General features: G+C 32.0%; 17 protein-coding genes. 8 read left to right on the forward strand and 9 right to left on the reverse strand.

Annotation, left to right across the window (positions count from 1 at the left end):
• Positions 1–27: 27 nt before the first annotated feature.
• The 5 genes from B3R94_RS00220 to B3R94_RS00240 all read right to left on the reverse strand — a co-directional run bounded on the left by B3R94_RS00220 (position 28) and on the right by B3R94_RS00240 (position 4,300).
• Entirely contained in the window at positions 28–2,112 is a 2,085-nt protein-coding gene (locus tag B3R94_RS00220) for a flotillin family protein (RefSeq protein WP_291097817.1), read from the reverse strand.
• A 99-nt stretch (positions 2,113–2,211) separates the two neighbouring features.
• Complete coding sequence (locus B3R94_RS00225) at positions 2,212–2,904, reverse strand: OB-fold-containig protein (RefSeq protein ID WP_291097820.1); 693 nt, start codon at positions 2,902–2,904, stop codon at positions 2,212–2,214.
• Between the two features lie 19 nt (positions 2,905–2,923).
• Positions 2,924–3,121, reverse strand: coding sequence for a DUF4177 domain-containing protein (locus tag B3R94_RS00230; RefSeq protein ID WP_125350043.1), 198 nt, complete (start codon positions 3,119–3,121; stop codon positions 2,924–2,926).
• 69 nt (positions 3,122–3,190) lie between these two features.
• Positions 3,191–3,895 (reverse strand): PspA/IM30 family protein, encoded by a 705-nt coding sequence (locus B3R94_RS00235; protein WP_125350044.1) that lies wholly within the window; start codon positions 3,893–3,895, stop codon positions 3,191–3,193.
• Between the two features lie 12 nt (positions 3,896–3,907).
• A complete protein-coding gene (locus B3R94_RS00240) occupies positions 3,908–4,300 on the reverse strand; it encodes a molecular chaperone Tir (RefSeq protein WP_115001905.1) in 393 nt (130 codons plus the stop codon).
• Positions 4,301–4,393: 93 nt separating this feature from the next.
• Here B3R94_RS00240 and B3R94_RS00245 point away from each other — a divergent pair, with 93 nt between their 5' ends.
• Positions 4,394–5,053, forward strand: a complete 660-nt coding sequence (locus B3R94_RS00245; protein WP_114997774.1) for a helix-turn-helix domain-containing protein — start codon at positions 4,394–4,396, stop codon at positions 5,051–5,053.
• Between the two features lie 162 nt (positions 5,054–5,215).
• Here the strand turns inward: B3R94_RS00245 and B3R94_RS00250 are convergent, their stop codons facing one another.
• Positions 5,216–6,424: an acyltransferase family protein gene (locus tag B3R94_RS00250; RefSeq protein WP_114997771.1), complete on the reverse strand. Its 1,209-nt coding sequence runs from the start codon at positions 6,422–6,424 to the stop codon at positions 5,216–5,218.
• A gap of 108 nt (positions 6,425–6,532) precedes the next feature.
• Between B3R94_RS00250 and aspA the strand changes: the two genes are divergently transcribed.
• Complete coding sequence (aspA, locus tag B3R94_RS00255) at positions 6,533–7,930, forward strand: aspartate ammonia-lyase (RefSeq protein ID WP_291097834.1); 1,398 nt, start codon at positions 6,533–6,535, stop codon at positions 7,928–7,930.
• 97 nt (positions 7,931–8,027) lie between these two features.
• On the opposite strand, the gene B3R94_RS00260 is transcribed toward aspA, so the two are convergent.
• Entirely contained in the window at positions 8,028–9,170 is a 1,143-nt protein-coding gene (locus B3R94_RS00260) for a DEAD/DEAH box helicase (protein WP_114997763.1), read from the reverse strand.
• Positions 9,171–9,413: 243 nt separating this feature from the next.
• On the opposite strand from B3R94_RS00260, the gene B3R94_RS00265 reads away from it, so the two are divergent.
• A complete protein-coding gene (locus B3R94_RS00265) occupies positions 9,414–10,589 on the forward strand; it encodes a trans-sulfuration enzyme family protein (RefSeq protein WP_291066683.1) in 1,176 nt (391 codons plus the stop codon).
• A gap of 93 nt (positions 10,590–10,682) precedes the next feature.
• Complete coding sequence (locus B3R94_RS00270) at positions 10,683–11,192, forward strand: hypothetical protein (RefSeq protein ID WP_221854496.1); 510 nt, start codon at positions 10,683–10,685, stop codon at positions 11,190–11,192.
• 38 nt (positions 11,193–11,230) lie between these two features.
• Here B3R94_RS00270 and B3R94_RS00275 read toward each other — a convergent pair whose 3' ends face one another.
• A complete protein-coding gene (locus B3R94_RS00275; RefSeq protein WP_291097825.1) occupies positions 11,231–12,247 on the reverse strand; it encodes a threonine aldolase family protein in 1,017 nt (338 codons plus the stop codon).
• Positions 12,248–12,341: 94 nt separating this feature from the next.
• Here B3R94_RS00275 and B3R94_RS00280 point away from each other — a divergent pair, with 94 nt between their 5' ends.
• The 3 genes from B3R94_RS00280 to B3R94_RS00290 all read left to right on the forward strand — a co-directional run bounded on the left by B3R94_RS00280 (position 12,342) and on the right by B3R94_RS00290 (position 14,782).
• Positions 12,342–13,013: a response regulator transcription factor gene (locus B3R94_RS00280; protein WP_221854497.1), complete on the forward strand. Its 672-nt coding sequence runs from the start codon at positions 12,342–12,344 to the stop codon at positions 13,011–13,013.
• Between the two features lies 1 nt (position 13,014).
• Positions 13,015–14,289 (forward strand): sensor histidine kinase, encoded by a 1,275-nt coding sequence (locus tag B3R94_RS00285; RefSeq protein WP_286475721.1) that lies wholly within the window; start codon positions 13,015–13,017, stop codon positions 14,287–14,289.
• A gap of 64 nt (positions 14,290–14,353) precedes the next feature.
• Complete coding sequence (locus B3R94_RS00290) at positions 14,354–14,782, forward strand: PepSY-like domain-containing protein (protein ID WP_180905227.1); 429 nt, start codon at positions 14,354–14,356, stop codon at positions 14,780–14,782.
• Between the two features lie 55 nt (positions 14,783–14,837).
• On the opposite strand, the gene B3R94_RS00295 is transcribed toward B3R94_RS00290, so the two are convergent.
• Complete coding sequence (locus tag B3R94_RS00295) at positions 14,838–15,485, reverse strand: protein-L-isoaspartate(D-aspartate) O-methyltransferase (protein WP_291097828.1); 648 nt, start codon at positions 15,483–15,485, stop codon at positions 14,838–14,840.
• A 71-nt stretch (positions 15,486–15,556) separates the two neighbouring features.
• Here B3R94_RS00295 and B3R94_RS00300 point away from each other — a divergent pair, with 71 nt between their 5' ends.
• Positions 15,557–16,561, forward strand: coding sequence for a Gfo/Idh/MocA family protein (locus B3R94_RS00300; RefSeq protein WP_291097831.1), 1,005 nt, complete (start codon positions 15,557–15,559; stop codon positions 16,559–16,561).
• Positions 16,562–16,644 lie beyond the last annotated feature (83 nt).

The raw sequence follows: 16,644 nt of genomic DNA on the forward strand, positions 1-16,644 counted from the left end.
TCAATCACTCTATTATTGTTTAATGGATTAACCTATTTTTTTATTTGAAACACCTAACTGATTCGCAATTCCGAAAAGAGAATTTATAAATCCTGTGTCTTCGCTGTTTCCAGAAGCAGAAGCAGCTTGCTGTAATTTAATTAATGCCGCAGTAATTGTTAAGTTTTTGATGTCGTTTGATGAAATGCCATATTTATCGGCAAGACTTCTCACTTTTCCAGCTAAATCGCTTCCGCCATCTTCGTCAATCAATGCATTTTTGATATCTGTTGCATGTTTCGAATTGTCGATTAAATGATCGAAACCTTTTGCATTTGAAACTTGTTTCACAATATTTTCGAAGAACATTGTTTCTCCACCAACAATGTCAATTTTCGCAGATTTTAATGCAGTTGATAATACTTCAGCTTGCGCTCCAGCAATATCTTTTTGAATGTTGATTTGAGCCAATTCGATGTCTTTTTCTTTTTGTAATTGAAGTTTGAACTCTTCGTGCTCTTTTCCAACACCGTCCAATTTCTTCATTGCTTCTGCTTTTTCTTCGATTCCTTTCGCTTCTGCCAACGCTTTTTCACGTACAACTTCCGCTTGTGCTAAACCTTCTTTGCGTAAAGCTTCCGCTTTTTTCTCGATTACAGTTGCTTCTACCGTTCCTTGTTTTTCTTCCGCTTCTGCTTTCGCAACCATTACTTCTGCTTCCGATAAACCAATTGCAGCTTCTTCTTTGGCTTGTGCTTCTGCAATAATTTTACGCGCTTCCGCTTCTTTTGCAGACGCTTCTTTTTTCGCTTCCGCATCAATTAATAACTCTTGCGCTTTACGTTCAGCAACTTGTTTTTGAGCATCGGCTTCGATAACTTGACGAGCAGCTTCTTGTTCCGCAGCAATTTTAGATGCTTCTGCAGCTTTTACAGTTTCGATTAAACGCTCTTCCGCTTCTTGAGATGCCGCAATAATTCCAGCTTGTTTCTGACGTTCAACTTCACGGTAAACTTCAACATCTTTCACACCTTGTTGCTCTTCAATCACGCCTTTTTCTAAAAGAACACGTTCTTTGATAACGCCTTGAATATTTTTCTTCTCAACTTCGATTGAACGTTCTTTATCAATCTGCGCTAAAGTCACAATTCGCTCACGTTCTGTTTGCTCTAATGCACGATCTTTTTCTACACGTTCCGTTTCGATGGCATCAGTACGAACTTTATTTTTTTCTGCGATAATAATTTGACGCAATTTATTTTCTTCTTGAACTGCTAATTGCTCTTCTGTTGTAATACGAACAGATTCAGCTTTTAGACGTTCTTCTTCACGAACTTTTGCAATTTCTGCTTCTTCGCGTGCTTTTATATTTTCGATTTCTCTGCGTTGACGCTCTTCTTTTTCGGCTAATTGACGCTCTAATTCTAAGATTGCTTCACGTGCTTCAACGTTTTGTTTTTTGATTACTTTTTCTTCTTCACGACGAATTAAATTGGCGTTCATATTTTGTTGAGCCGTTAATTCAGTGATTTTTTTGATTCCTTCAGAATCTAAAATATTGTCTGGACTTAAAAATTGTAATTCAGTTTGTTCTAAATAATCAATTGCACAGTCATCTAAAATATATCCATTCAAATCTGTTCCGATAATATTTAAAATTTCATCTCTAAATTCACGTCTTGCTTCGTATAATTCGATAAAATCGAATTTTTTACCAACTGTTTTTAAGGCTTCTGAGAATTTTGCTTCAAAAATACTTTTTAATGTTTCTGGTTCTGATGCACGTTCTGTTCCTAAGTTTTGTGCAACATTGATTACATCATTCACCGATTTATTAACTCGAACAAAAAATGCAACTTTGATATCTGCACGAATGTTGTCTTTACAAATTAATCCATCATGTTGTTGACGCGCAATGTCAATTTTTTTGATCGAAATGTCCATAATTTCCATTTTATGGAAAACAGGAATTACATACATTCCTTTGTTGAATGCTACTTGCGAACCTCCAACACCAGTACGAACGATGGCTTTTCCTTGCGGAACTTTTTTATAGAAAACGCTTAAAACGACGATGAAAGCAATAAAGATGAAAACGATGACACCAACTGCTAAAAGAATAAAATTTGTCATGAGATTTTTATTATATTTTGATTGATTTAGTTAATAATTAAGGTTAAAATATCTTCGATAATAAACGAAGTAAGTTGAAATAATAGTATCATAATTAGGTTAAATATTGTTTAAAGTAATGTGTTTGATGACGAAATAATAATGATTTGACGGCGATTCGTCAGTAATAATAATGGTGTCACCAAAATTAATTTCTTCGCCATTTTGACTTTTGATGTTAAGCGTAATAATATCTTTCTCGATTTGAAATTCAGCAGAACCTATTTTATCACCAGTGATTTTAGACTTCGATTTTCCGACTCTTCCAATAAAATCTGTTTCGTCTTCTCCGTGATAGCCTAATTCTGCATAAACTCTTACGAGTGGTTTTGTAATCCAATGCATCATAAAATAAGCGATGATGAAAACTGGAATTAAAACTAAAACAGAATACAATCCTAACTTGCTTAATCCAAAAACAATCGAAGAAATAATGGTAATCACCCAACTGATAAATTTGAACAAGGTAATAATCACCATTAACGGAACTTTACCAACATTGATGAATTCTAAACATTTTGCCCAAAAACCTGGTTCGTGATGCACGTCTGCATCAGCATCGTGATCAGCGTCAATTTCGTGGTGGGCATCAACATCATTGATGTCTCCGATATGAAAATCAGAATCTGTTCCAAGATCAATTCCGTCACCAGCTAACAGTTGAAATACCCAATAGACAAGAGAAAATCCCATCAAAATGGTCATAATTCCGTTGGCCAATGGATTAAAAAGAAGGTCTAAAATTTCGGTCATTTAGTGTTAATTTTTAATGTTAAATAGCTCTTCTGAATGTATAATAAATAATTTTCGTTGTGCTGTTGATGGAAAGCGGAGTGGAAGTGATTAATTCCCAGCCTTCATTTCCATATTTATTTAGTAAATCATCCAAAAATGTTTTATCTATTTTGATAGAAAATAAGCCAGCGTTAGGCATTATTTCTATTGTTTTGTATTCATATTTAGATGCCATAGTTTTGATTTTTTAAAAGAGATTAATTTACTAAAAATTTTATAGAAATAATTCACTATAAAAAGTGATTTATTCTTGATTTTTCGACTGAATTTTTAGCTTTAAAGCTTCTAATTCATTTTGAATCAAATCACCTTTCAAGGTTTCGTTAATTTCGTCATCAGCGGTTTTCGAATTGTCCGCTAAACTTCCGTAAGCTTGTGCAAGTGCTTCGTCTTCTTCTACTTTGGCTTTCATGCGTTCTAACATGCTAATTGTGCTATTCGCATCAATTTTTGCCATTTGTTTGTTTACTTGTTTTGTGGCATCAGCAACTTTTACACGAGCTTTTAATGTTGTTAATTCATTTTCCCATTTATTAATGTTGAATTTAAGAACCTCAACGTTTTTGTGCACTTCATTTGCAGATTTTTCATGAATAATCACTTGATTTTCTAATTCAGTAATTTCTTCTAACAATTGATTTTTTAAGCTCAAAGCTTCTTTCGCTAAATTTTCGGCTTGTTCAATTGTAATTTCATTTCGCTCAGCTTTTTCTAACAAAAGAATTGCTTTTCGTTCATAATCTGCAGCTTCTTCTTTCTTTTTGTCGACGCTATTTTGCGAACGAATTGCCATTGCTTTTACCTTTGCGTAAGCCTCTAATGATTGATTAAGATCGTCGCGCATTTCGCGAATTCCTTGTTCTGTCATTTTGATTGGGTCTTCCATTTTTTCGACAACCGAATGTATTTCCGCTTGTCCAATTCTAAAAATACGTTTGAAAATATTCATAGTGATATTGTTTTATTGTTTAGAAAATTCGATTAATTGAGCAGAATATTCGCTCATCAATAAGCTCAAAGAGTTTAACGTTGCTTCAAATTCGTTTTGATCAAGATTCGCAACTTGAAGTGTGTAACGATAAATGACTTTGTTTCCGTCTTCTGTTATTGCAAAAGCACCATGAATGATATCGCGATTTTTCATCAACAACGCTTTTAGCATTTCCAGATTATCATTTGTAATTGTAAATAAATACAACTCGAAAATGATAACAGGTGGTGCAATCCCTACAATCAGATTTTGAACACCATCCAATAAATTTTCAATCATAAAAACACCTTCTTTTTCGTCTTTGTAAGTGATGGTGTAATTGATGTTTTGAATAAAATTTTCAATCTTCGAAAAATAATTCATTTTGTTGTTATTAGTGTTTTTTGTAATTTGTTTCCATAAAATTAAACAATTTGCTAAAATAATTAGCAAATAAAAATGTTAAAATTTTAAATAATGACAAAAATTGGTGAAAATATAAAGAAATTAAGACAAGTTAAGAACTTAACTCAGCAAGCTTTTGCTGATTTATTCGATGTTAGTAGAGGGAATATTTCATCTTACGAAGAAAAACGTGCAGAGCCACGAATTGAAACGATTTCTCTAATTGCTAAATATTTTAGCATTCCGATTAGTCATTTAATCGAAAAAAACTTAACAGTTAACGAAATATTACACTTTGATAATTATTTTGAGGAAGCTGATACATTTCGAAATGTTAAAAATTTGAGCGCGATTCCTTTTTTATCACGAGAAATAATTCAGTTAAAAAAAGAATTATTTTCTAATATAGAAAACTATCCGTCGATCTATTTTCCAATCTATAATTCGCATCAATTTATTGCGTTAGAATATTCTTCGAATATCGCTTCACCTATCGATTTTACAGAAGAAGAATCATCTATTTTATTTTTTGAACATTTGGAAGTGGAAAATTTACATTTGGTAAATGATAAGTTTGGTTTGTATTTGAATGATGATGAAATTTTTGTTGGGAAGTTTACTCAACACGAAAATCAATTGATTTTGGAATTAAATCAATGGAAACAAATTATTTTTGATGTTGAAAATATTCAGCACTTTTATCAGTTTTATGCTGTTTATAAGAAGGTTTAGAAATAATTTTTATAAGTAAGATTGTTTTCTAAATATTAGATGTTTCTACATCGTTTGACTCGCTCAACATGACAAGAAAATCCAATCTAGGCTGATAATTAATGTCATGTCGAGGAATCGAGACATCTCTTCTAAAAACTTATAATTTACTACTCAAGACTTTTAAACTTTAATATAAATCTTCTTTTTATCTAATAAATAAGCTAACCACCAAAAGAAAGCTAAGAAAATTAGCGAATAAACAAATGAACCAATTTCTGGAATTCCAGGAATTTTAGCGCAAACATTTTCGTAGAACCAATCCAATGGTGAAATGAATTTGATTTCTCTTTTGTCGTTTAAACCAGCTTCAATTTTGATTAAACCTAATAATCGAGGTAATAATCCGCTCAAAACAAAGATGAACAAAGGATTTTTTCCAAAAACATCAAAGAATTTCATGAAACCATTTTTGATGCCTAAAATTTCGATGAACCAAATCATAGCGCCAATTGTCAAAATTGCTAAACCAGTTGTGTTGAAAACATAAGAGCTGCTCCAAATCTTTTTATTGTACGGGAAATCCCATTGCCAAACATAACCAATTGTCAATGCAATTGTTCCTAAAACAAATAAACCAGCTAACATTTTATATTGCGGATTGTCAGTTTTTGGTAAAGGACGATTCAACCAATTGATATTTCCTTGTTTCTGAATATAATCACCAACCAAATACCCAAATAAAACCTGTGGAATAGTAGAAATTGTACTGAAAATTCCTTCGGGATCAAACGGAACACCTTCTCCTTTGTAAATATGCGCTAAACCAAGCAATTGATTATCAATTTTAGTTCCGATGAAACCTTCTAATGAATAAGGGGCAGAAGTTCCAAGTCCGAAAGTTAAAACCCAATAAAGTAGAAGAATCGCACAACTTATCAATAAAACTTGTTTTTGTTTAAAATAAAAAGCAATCACCGAAGCGAAAAAATAAGCAATTGCAATTCGTTGTAAAACGCCCATAATTCGGATTCCGCTTTCTTCTGAATCTTTCCATGCTTTGAAAATAAGTTCATTATTATCCCACTTGAAAAATGGCCACCAATTGATGAATAATCCAATTCCGAAAATTAGAATTGTTCGTTTTATTACTTTTTGCCAGAAAATTTGTTGAGGTTGTTGTTGTAATTTTGGAATCACAAAAGCCATTGCATTTCCTACAGCAAACAAAAAGAACGGAAAAACCAAATCTGTAGGCGTGCATCCGTGCCATTCTGCATGCTCCAAAGGATCGAACATAGCCGACCAAGTTCCTGGATTATTTACCAAAATCATCAACGCAACAGTTGCGCCACGAAAAACGTCTAATGAATAATAACGAGCTGCTTTCATCTCTTTTGTGTTAATGTTTTAAAGATATAGATTTTTTGAATTTTTAGACAAAATGCTTTTCAAAAAGATACTAGATTATTCCTTACCTTTAATTGTCAATAACAAACAATAAATAAAATGAGAACGGAGTCTGATTTATTAGGAGAATTACAAATTCCTGAAACGGCTTATTATGGTGTGCAAACGCAACGTGCCATTAATAATTTCAAAATTTCCAATAACTATTTGTCACATTATCCCGAATTTGTAAAAGCGCTTGGTGTTGTGAAATTAGGAGCAGCGCAAGCCAATCACGAATTAGGAATTTTATCGAAAGAATTATTTGATGCGATTTCTTTTGCTTCGAATGAGTTAATAGCTGGTAAATATACAGAGCAATTTCCAATCGATATGATACAAGGTGGTGCGGGAACTTCTACAAATATGAATGCAAATGAAGTAATTGCAAATATTGCTTTGGAGTATTTAGGAAAACAAAAAGGAGAGTATCAATTTTGTTCGCCAAATGATCATGTAAACCTTTCGCAATCTACGAATGATGCCTATCCATCTGCTTTGAAATTAGCATTATTTAATATGAATAAACCTTTGGTTGAGGCATTAACTTCGTTGTATGAGGCACTTGATAAAAAAGGTAAACAATTTGGTAATGTTATAAAAATGGGACGTACGCAATTGCAAGATGCAGTTCCAATGACGCTTGGGCAAGAGTTTGAAGGTTTTTCGAATACATTACATAAAGAAGTTGATAATTTAAACCGAATTGCTGCCGAATTATTAGTAATTAATATGGGTGCAACTGCAATTGGAACTGGATTGAATGCTGTTCCAGGTTATGCACAATTGTGTACAACTAAAATAGCTGAAATCATGAATGAAGATGTTTCGTTGGCTGATAATTTAGTTGAAGCAACTTCGGATACAAGCTCGTTTGTGGATTATTCATCAGCTTTGAAACGTCTTTGTGTGAAGTTGTCGAAAATTTGTAATGATTTACGTTTGTTAACATCTGGTCCGAGAACAGGTTTGTTCGAGATTAATTTACCTCCAAAACAACCAGGATCTTCGATTATGCCAGGGAAAGTAAATCCAGTAATTCCAGAAGTAGTGAATCAAGTTTGTTTTAAAGTGATTGGAAATGATTTATCAATAACAATGGCTGCCGAAGCTGGTCAATTACAATTAAATGTAATGGAGCCAATAATTGGTTTTTCGATTATGGAATCGATTCAATATTTAACAAATGCGATGAATACGCTACGTGTTGAATGTGTAGATGGAATTACAGCGAATGCAGAACATTTGAAAAATGAAGTTCAAAATAGTATTGGAATTGTGACGGCGCTAAATCCTTATATTGGTTATAAAGCAAGTACAAAAATAGCGAAAGAAGCTTTAGAGACTGGTGGAAGTGTTTATCAATTGGTTTTAGATCATGGTTTGTTGTCGAAAGAACGTTTGGACGAAATCCTTGATCCTAAAAATATGCTTGGGCCACATGTGTAAAGTGTATAATGAAAAACGAAAAATGATATAGCAAAAAATTATGAGTAATGAGTTCAGAGAAAACTTAGAACTTGTTACTCATAACTTAAAACTTATTTTAATATCCGTGTAAATTCACATTATCAGTTGGAAGTAAATCAACTTTTTTACCCATTTTTTTCTGAATGATTTTGAAATGATGCAAATCTTCTTCTGTAATCAAACTAATGGCTTTTCCGTTTGCATTTGCACGACCTGTACGCCCGATTCTGTGCACATAATCTAAAGGCGAACGAGGTAATTCGTAATTAATAACAGTTGGTAAACCTTCGATATGAATTCCGCGTCCAATCAAATCAGTTGCAACCAAAACTTTAATATCACCTAGTTTAAAATCTTCCAAATTATCCATTCTAGCGCCTTGGGATTTTTTACTGTGAATCGCCATTGCAGAGATTTTATTCTTTTTTAATTTTTCTACTAAATTATCTGCAGTTCGTGTCGAAGAAACAAAAACCAAAACTTGTTCTAAGTTTTCAGATTTAATTAAATATCTTAAAAAAGGACCTTTTGTTTCGGCATCAACTTTATAAGCAACTTGTTCGATTTGTTCCAAATCAATTTCTTGTTTTTTGATTTCAACAACAATTGGATCAATACTTAATGTAGATTTTATTTCATCAATTTTATCATTCAAAGTCGCAGAAAAAAGAATCGATTGTTTCTTTTTCGGAACACTTTTCAAAATTCGGTTCATTTCATCTCCAAATCCTAATTGGAACATTTTGTCTGCTTCGTCAATCACCAAATATTGCAATTGATCCAATGATAACGCATTATGATCCATCAAATCCAATAAACGACCAGGTGTTGCAATCAAAATTTCTGTACCATACAAATTTTTCATCTGTGGATTAATCGAAGTTCCTCCATACACCGCTTGCGTTTGTACCTCACGGCGTAAAGCAGTTCGCAATCCTGCAAAAGTTTGTTCAATCTGAACTGCTAGTTCACGTGTTGGAACTAAAATTAACGCTTTTATGTTACGAGATTTTTCGTACGATTGATGTTGAATTTTTTGTAGCAAAGGCGCAACAAAACACAAGGTTTTTCCAGAACCAGTTTTTGCAATTCCCATCACATCTTTTCCTTTTAAAATAGATGGAATTGTTTCGGTCTGAATTTCAAAAGGTTTTAAAAAACCAAGTTTTGTAATTGCTTTTGATAAATATGGTGATAATCCTAAATTTTCGAATGACATAAATTGATATAAGATTGCAAAGGTAGAGATTAAATCTGAATGATATTTTATGAAAAATTGTTCAGTTTATCATTTTTGAATTTAATGAAAATAAAAGATTTAAAAACGTTTCTGAAATATTTCTAAAAATCTTTTTAGAAACAGTCAAATTATCGAAACAACGATTGAAAACAGAAATAATTTCTGTTTAAAACTTTATTAAAAGCTTTTTGCTTAATAAAACTATCGTTAACTTTGATTCTTATGAAAAAAGATCAGTCTAAGATAATTCGTGAGCAAGCGCCAAGATCTGCTACTCGCGAGCATTCGGTTCCATTATATTTAACATCAAGTTTTATTTTTGATAGCGCAGAGCAAGGACGTGCAATTTTTGCAGAAGAAGAGCAAGGTATGGTTTATTCACGTTATGCAAATCCAAATACAACAGAGTTTATTAATCGCGTTTGTGCTTTGGAAAAAGCAGATGCAGGTTTAGCTTTTGCTTCGGGAATGGCTGCTGTTTTTGCATCTTTTGCTTCGTATATAAAAAGTGGAGATCATATTGTATCGAGTCGTGCAATTTTTGGTTCTACGCATCAATTAATTACGCAATTATTTCCGCGTTGGGGCGTAACTTATACATATGTAGAAACGCCAAATATCGAGGATTGGGAAAAAGCAATTCAACCAAATACAAAAATTGTTTTCTTAGAATCGCCTTCAAATCCTGGATTAGAATTATTTGATTTAGAATCTTTGGCAAAATTGAAAGAAAAACATCCGAATGTTATTTTTGCAATTGACAATTGTTTCGCAACACCATATTTACAACAACCTTTGCAATTTGGATTTGATTTATCTATTCATTCTGCAACAAAATATATGGACGGACAAGGTCGAGTTTTGGGTGGAGTAGTTGTAGGGGAAGAAGAATTAATCAACGAAATGATGTTTTTTATTCGTCATACAGGTCCAGCGATGTCAGCTTTCAATGCATGGACAATTTCTAAAAGTTTAGAAACGTTGCCACTTCGTATGGATCGTCATTGCGAAAATGCGTTGGCGTTGGCAGAAGCTTTGGAAAATCATGCTGAAATTGCAGATGTAAAATATCCATTTTTACCATCGCATCCGCAATATGAGTTGGCGAAAAAACAAATGAAAGGCGGGGGTGGAATCGTAACATTTGAAGTGAAAGGAGGAAAAGAACGTGCTTTCAGATTTATTGATGCATTAGAAATGATTTTATATACGTCTAATTTAGGAGATTCGAGATCGATTGCAACGCATCCAGCAACTACAACTCACGCAAAATTATCAGATGCAGAACGTGCAGATTTGGGAATTAGGCCAGGTTCTATTCGTTTATCGGTCGGTTTGGAGGATAAAGTGGATATTATCGAAGATATTTTGCAAGCGTTAGAAAAAACTAAGGTTTAATTAATTTATTGATTAGTTGTTGGTTAAATATAAATTTTAATAATTTATTCATTTCAGCACGGACTTTGCATATTCTAAACGAAAGTTTAGAATATGAAGAAGTTTTTAATTTTTGGTTTTGCATTGTTTACAATTTCAAGTTATGCGCAAAATAGACCAAATGATGGAAATAATAGAAATGTCGATATTTTAATTGAAAGATCTGATTATTACGGAATATCAAGTAGTCAAAAAAATAAAATAATTGCTTTAAAAAAACAAGCAAGTAAAGATTTCGAAAGAGTTGGAAGAGATCGTAATTTATCTGGTTACGAAAAAGGTAGAAGAAAAAGAGAGATTTCTTACAATTTACAACGTGATATTGATAAAATCTTAAATGATAATCAACGTTATAAATGGTCAAATTCTCATCGTGACGATTATTATAAAGACCGAATTGATGATCGATTAGAGCGTTTAGAAGACGAATACGAAAGAGATATCAAGCGAATAGAACGTAATTATTCTTACGATAAAAATTTGATGAAACGTAAAAAAGAAATCAGAAAAGCAGAATATAAACGCGCGAAAGAGCGTTTGAAAAATATGAAAGATTATTATTAAAATAAAAGGATCCGAAAATTTATTGGATCCTTTATTTTTTATATTGATTTGATAAAATTTACTACTTGTTTCTCTGGTGTTGTCCAAGAAGTGACTAATCTAATTGCAGAATTTTGTTCATCAATTTTTTGCCAAATATAAAACTCAAAATCTTGTTGTAGTTTTTCGATAATTGAATTTGGTAAAATAGGGAAAATTTGATTGGAAGATGGTTCTGTCAAAAAGTTGTGACCTTTTGCTGAAATAGCATTTGCTAATTTTTCTGCCATTTGATTGGCGTGTTTTCCCATCTCGAAAAATAAATCATCTCGAAACATTTCCGAAAATTGAATTCCTATCAAACGTCCTTTCGCTAACATTCCGCCTTTTTGCTTAATATGATAACGAAAATCTTCGTCCAATTTCAAATTATTTATCACAATTGCTTCACCTAAAAGTGCACCATTTTTAGTTCCGCCAATGTAAAAAACATCTGTAAAATTCGCCATATCTTCAAAGCTTAAATCACATTTAGAAGAAGTTAAAGCAGAAGCTAAACGTGCGCCATCAACAAAAAGGTATAAATTATTTTCTTGGCAAAAATGATAAAGCTTTTGCAATTCCTTTTTTGAATAAACACTTCCAACTTCCGTAGAATTAGAAATATAAACCAATTTTGGCTTTACCATATGCTCGTCCGTATGTGTGGCAAGAATAATCGAAATTTGCTCAGGAGTTATTTTTCCATTATCCGTCGCAATGGTATTTATTTTATGTCCTGTTGCTTCTATCGCGCCCGTTTCGTGAACGGCAATATGCCCGCTTTCGGCTGCAACTACAGATTCGTGTGGTTTTAGAATAGAAGAAATTACAATTAAATTGGCTTGTGTTCCACCAGAAACAAAATGAATTGCTGAATCTTTTTTCAGTCTTTTTTTGATGAACTCTCTTGCTTCATTGCAAAATTCGTCTTCGCCGTAACCAATTGTTTGTTCTAAATTTGTATCGATTAATCGTTGCAAAATTGCTGGGTGAGCACCTTCGCTATAATCATTTTTAAAGCTATATTTTTTCAAAATTGAAATCTTAAATTTTGAGAATAAAAGTAGGAGTTTTCCTAATTCTTTCCTATTTTACTATCTATTTTTACCAATTATTTAAACTGAAGTTATGAAGATTTTAGTCGTAGAAGATGAAATAAAATTGCAAGAAACAATTGTTGAGTTTTTAGAAAAGGAAAAGATGATTGTCGAAACAGCAGATAATTATCAGCAAGCTTTGGATAAAATAATTTCGTTCGATTATGATTGCATTTTATTGGATATGATGTTACCAGACGGTGATGGAATGTCTTTGTTGAAGGAATTGAAGAATCTTCATAAAGAAACTTCGGTGATTATTTTGTCGGCGAAAGATTCGGTTGATGATAAAGTAGAAGGATTATTGGTTGGCGCGGATGATTATTTAGCGAAACCATTTCATTTTGCTGAATTATTGGCTCGAATTAAAGTTGCTTTGCGCAAAAATCTACAAAAAGGAGAGGATGTTTTGAGTTATAAAAATATTCAAATTTTTCCCGAAGATCGTTTGGTAAAAGTAAATAATATCGAACTGAAATTAAACAGAAAGGAATATGATTTGCTGTATTATTTTATGTTGAGACCCGAACGTGTTTTTCAGAAAACAACTTTAGCAGAAAGTGTTTGGGGAGATCATATTGAGCTATCTGATAATTTAGATTTTATTTATTCGCAAATAAAAAATCTAAGAAAAAAAATGAAAGAAGCAAATTCTGAAGCCGATTTACAAGCGGTTTATGGGATTGGTTATAAGTTGATTTAACATGAAAATATCACTAAAAAATTATACATTTCGTTACCTCACATTTTGGTTGCTTATCGTTATTGCGATTTGGGCATTTCTTTTTCATTCCTTGATTTTGGATGAAGTTTATGACAATGTAGATGACGGATTAAAGAATCAAAAAATTGAAATTATTCGAGAAGCTTATCGCGATCCGAATTTATTAAATACAACCGAATTTGGATTAAGTCAATTCAAAATTTCCAAAGTTGATCCAAGTAAATATGATGAAAGAAATCACTTTTCGAATGAGTTGGTTTACATGGGATACGATGATGATATGGAACCTTATCGTATATTGAGAACTGGTTTTTATGACAAAGAAAATCATCCGTATTCATTAGAAATAAGAACCTCAACAGTCGAAGAAGATGAATTGATTTATGATTTATCGATTTCTTTGATTGCGTTGTATGTTTTTATTTTGATTAGTATTTTATTGATTAATCATTTTGGATTGAAAAAAGCCTTCAAACCTTTTGGGCAAATTATTTCTCAATTAAGAAAATATGAAGTAGGAAATAACGAAAAACCAAAACTTGTCGAAACGAATGTGAAAGAATTTTCTTATTTGCAAAAAGAAATTGAGCGAATGATTAATCGAAATGATGAGGTTTTTAATTCACAAAAATTGTTCATCGAAAATGCTTCCCACGAATTGCAAACACCTTTGACAATTGCGCTAAACAAACTTGATTTGCTAATAGAAAATTCAGATTTAAAAGAAAAAGAAGTGATGAGTTTAGTAGAAACCAAGCAAACACTTTGGCGAATGGTGAATCTTAATAAATCATTATTAATGTTATCTCGAATCGAAAATAATCAATACAAAAATAATGTTGAAGTTAATTTTACAACTTTGACAAAAGATTTGATTGAAGATTATGAAGATATTTTAGAAGCAGAAGAAATTAAATTAGAAACAAATTTTAATGCAGATTTTATTCTTGATTTTAATATCGATTTGGCTCGAATTTTAATTTCAAATTTGATTCGAAATGCGATCAAACATAACAATGATGAAAAAATTATTAAGATAGAAAGTGACTCAAATCAATTTATAATTTCGAATACAGGAAAAAACGCAACATTGGATTCTAATCTTATTTTTAGTCGTTTTTATAAACAAGGAACAAGTGATGGAAATAATGGATTAGGGCTTTCGATTGTGGACACGATTATTAGAAATCAACAAAATCTAAAGTTAGATTACAATTATGTGTTTCCTTTTCATCAATTTATTCTGAAAAAATAAATTATTCCCAAATCTTTCCTAATTCACTTTGCAACTTTGTCTTATAATTATAAAATCAAACAAAATGAAAAAGTTTTTAAGTGTTATCATGTTAAGTGCAACGTTGATTTCTTTTGCTCAAGATAAAGCGATAAAATATAACCAAGTTCCAAAAACGGGACAGCAATTTATCAATAAGTATTTTGGTGCAAAACAAGTTGGTTCAGTGATGTTGGACGACGATTATTTTTCGAAAGAATATAAAGTGTATTTGGCAAATGGAACAAAGGTAGAATTTGACGGAGACGGAGCTTGGAAAGAAGTTGATGGAAAACGAAATGCTATTCCAACAGGATTTATTCCAGCTAAAATTTCGAATTATGTGAAAAGAAGTTTTCCGAATACTACAATCACAAAAATTGAAAGAGATCGAAAAGAAATTGAAGTAAAATTGAACAATGGACTTGAATTAAAATTTGATAAAAACGGAAATTTCAAGAAAATTGATGATTAATAAAAAATATATTCAGACAAAAACTCCAACTAAATTTTAGTTGGAGTTTTTTATTTTATTTATCTCGGCTTTCTAACATTGGCACAAATTTGAAATCTCCAAATTCGTAATGTTCAAATTGATTTTCTGATAAACGTATAATCACAATCATTCGTTGCGATTGTTCACCAACAGGAATCACCATTATTCCACCAATATTCAATTGTTTTTTTAATTCTTCTGGAATTTCTGGCGCGCCTGCTGTTACAATAATTTTATCAAAAGGAGCAAAAGAAGGTAAACCTTTGTAACCATCTCCATACGTCTGATAACGTGGCTCGAAATTGATTTTTTTCAACATGATTTTTGAGAAATCAAACAAATCTTTTTGACGTTCAATCGTAAAAACTTCAACACCTAAAGCAACCAAAACCGCAGTTTGATAACCAGAACCAGTTCCAATTTCTAAGACTTTTTCATTAGGTTGAATATCTAATAATTGTGTCTGAAAAGCAACTGTAAACGGATGCGAAATTGTTTGTCCAGCAGCAATCGGAAAAGCTTCGTCGCGATATGCGAATTCGGTAAAAGCGCTGTCTAAAAATAAATGTCGTGGCACTAAATTAATAGCTTCCAGCACGTTTTCATCTTCAATTCCTTTCGAGCGCAACAAATCAACCAACATTTTGCGTCGTCCTCTGTGTTTAAAATCGTCTACAGACATATTCCAAAATTTTTACAAAAATGCATTAAATACAACTTATTCTCATTAATTTTAACGGCAAAATCTACCAAATGTTAAAAGTAGGAGTGATCGGTGCTGGGCACCTTGGAAAAATCCATTTAAAGTTATTAAATCAATCGGAAAGATACGAATTAATTGGCTTCTTTGATTCTTTTGAAGAAAATGGAAAAAAAGTTGAAGCTGAATTTGGGTTTAAATATTTTAGTTCAATGGATGAATTAATTGATGTTGTTGATGTTGTCGATATTGTGACACCAACCTTATCACATTATGAAGTTGCATTGAAAGTGATCGAAAAAAATAAACATTTTTTCATCGAAAAACCAGTTACGCATACCTTAGAAGAGGCAGATCATTTGTTGAAATTGACAAATGAAAAAGGTCTGAAAGCGCAAGTTGGACACGTAGAGCGTTTCAATCCTGCATTTACAGCGGCTGCACCTTTTATAGAAGAACCATTATTTATCGAAACGCATCGTTTGGCAGAATTTAATCCGCGCGGAACAGATGTTCCTGTTGTGTTAGATTTGATGATTCATGATTTAGATGTGATTTTATCGATTGTAAAATCAGAAATTAAATCGATTCATTCGTCTGGAGTATCGGTGATTAGTGATACGCCTGATATTGCAAATGCTAGAATTGAGTTCGAAAATGGTTGTGTGGTTAATGTTTCGACAAGTAGAATGTCAATGAAAAATATGCGAAAAATGCGTGTTTTTCAACGAAATGCGTATATTTCAATTGATTTCTTGACGAAAAAGACTGAAATTATTAAAATGCACAAAGCGCCAGAAAATCCAAGTGAATTTGCAATGATTTTGGAAAATGATAAAGGAGATCGTAGAGAAATTTGTTTTGAACATCCAGAAATTTTACCAAATAATGCAATTTTGGATGAATTGGAAAGTTTTGCGGATTCTATTGTAAACAATTCGCCGATTAAAGTTTCGTTACAAGATGGACGAAATGCATTGAAAGTTGCATTGGAGATTATTGCTTATTTTGAAAAAGAGCAACAAGTCATCAAAAATCAAACAATCGAGAAAGAATAAATCGAAGTTAGATTTTAGAAGTTCGAATTTCGCTAAACGCATGAATATGATGTGATTTTGAAACAAGTTCCTTTAGATTTGAA

It is taken from the genome of Empedobacter sp. UBA7611 (assembly GCF_002484365.1).
Lineage (GTDB): Bacteria > Bacteroidota > Bacteroidia > Flavobacteriales > Weeksellaceae > Empedobacter > Empedobacter falsenii_B.

Excerpts from the sequence above, each read along its gene's own strand:
- B3R94_RS00220 (WP_291097817.1), bottom strand. The coding sequence starts at position 2,112 with ATGACAAATTTTATTCTTTTAGCAGTTGGTGTCATCGTTTTCATCTTT.
- B3R94_RS00225 (WP_291097820.1), bottom strand. The coding sequence starts at position 2,904 with ATGACCGAAATTTTAGACCTTCTTTTTAATCCATTGGCCAACGGAATT.
- B3R94_RS00230 (WP_125350043.1), bottom strand. The coding sequence starts at position 3,121 with ATGGCATCTAAATATGAATACAAAACAATAGAAATAATGCCTAACGCT.
- B3R94_RS00235 (WP_125350044.1), bottom strand. The coding sequence starts at position 3,895 with ATGAATATTTTCAAACGTATTTTTAGAATTGGACAAGCGGAAATACAT.
- B3R94_RS00240 (WP_115001905.1), bottom strand. The coding sequence starts at position 4,300 with ATGAATTATTTTTCGAAGATTGAAAATTTTATTCAAAACATCAATTAC.
- B3R94_RS00245 (WP_114997774.1), top strand. The coding sequence starts at position 4,394 with ATGACAAAAATTGGTGAAAATATAAAGAAATTAAGACAAGTTAAGAAC.
- B3R94_RS00250 (WP_114997771.1), bottom strand. The coding sequence starts at position 6,424 with ATGAAAGCAGCTCGTTATTATTCATTAGACGTTTTTCGTGGCGCAACT.
- B3R94_RS00260 (WP_114997763.1), bottom strand. The coding sequence starts at position 9,170 with ATGTCATTCGAAAATTTAGGATTATCACCATATTTATCAAAAGCAATT.
- B3R94_RS00265 (WP_291066683.1), top strand. The coding sequence starts at position 9,414 with ATGAAAAAAGATCAGTCTAAGATAATTCGTGAGCAAGCGCCAAGATCT.
- B3R94_RS00270 (WP_221854496.1), top strand. The coding sequence starts at position 10,683 with ATGAAGAAGTTTTTAATTTTTGGTTTTGCATTGTTTACAATTTCAAGT.
- B3R94_RS00280 (WP_221854497.1), top strand. The coding sequence starts at position 12,342 with ATGAAGATTTTAGTCGTAGAAGATGAAATAAAATTGCAAGAAACAATT.
- B3R94_RS00285 (WP_286475721.1), top strand. The coding sequence starts at position 13,015 with ATGAAAATATCACTAAAAAATTATACATTTCGTTACCTCACATTTTGG.
- B3R94_RS00290 (WP_180905227.1), top strand. The coding sequence starts at position 14,354 with ATGAAAAAGTTTTTAAGTGTTATCATGTTAAGTGCAACGTTGATTTCT.
- B3R94_RS00295 (WP_291097828.1), bottom strand. The coding sequence starts at position 15,485 with ATGTCTGTAGACGATTTTAAACACAGAGGACGACGCAAAATGTTGGTT.
- B3R94_RS00300 (WP_291097831.1), top strand. The coding sequence starts at position 15,557 with ATGTTAAAAGTAGGAGTGATCGGTGCTGGGCACCTTGGAAAAATCCAT.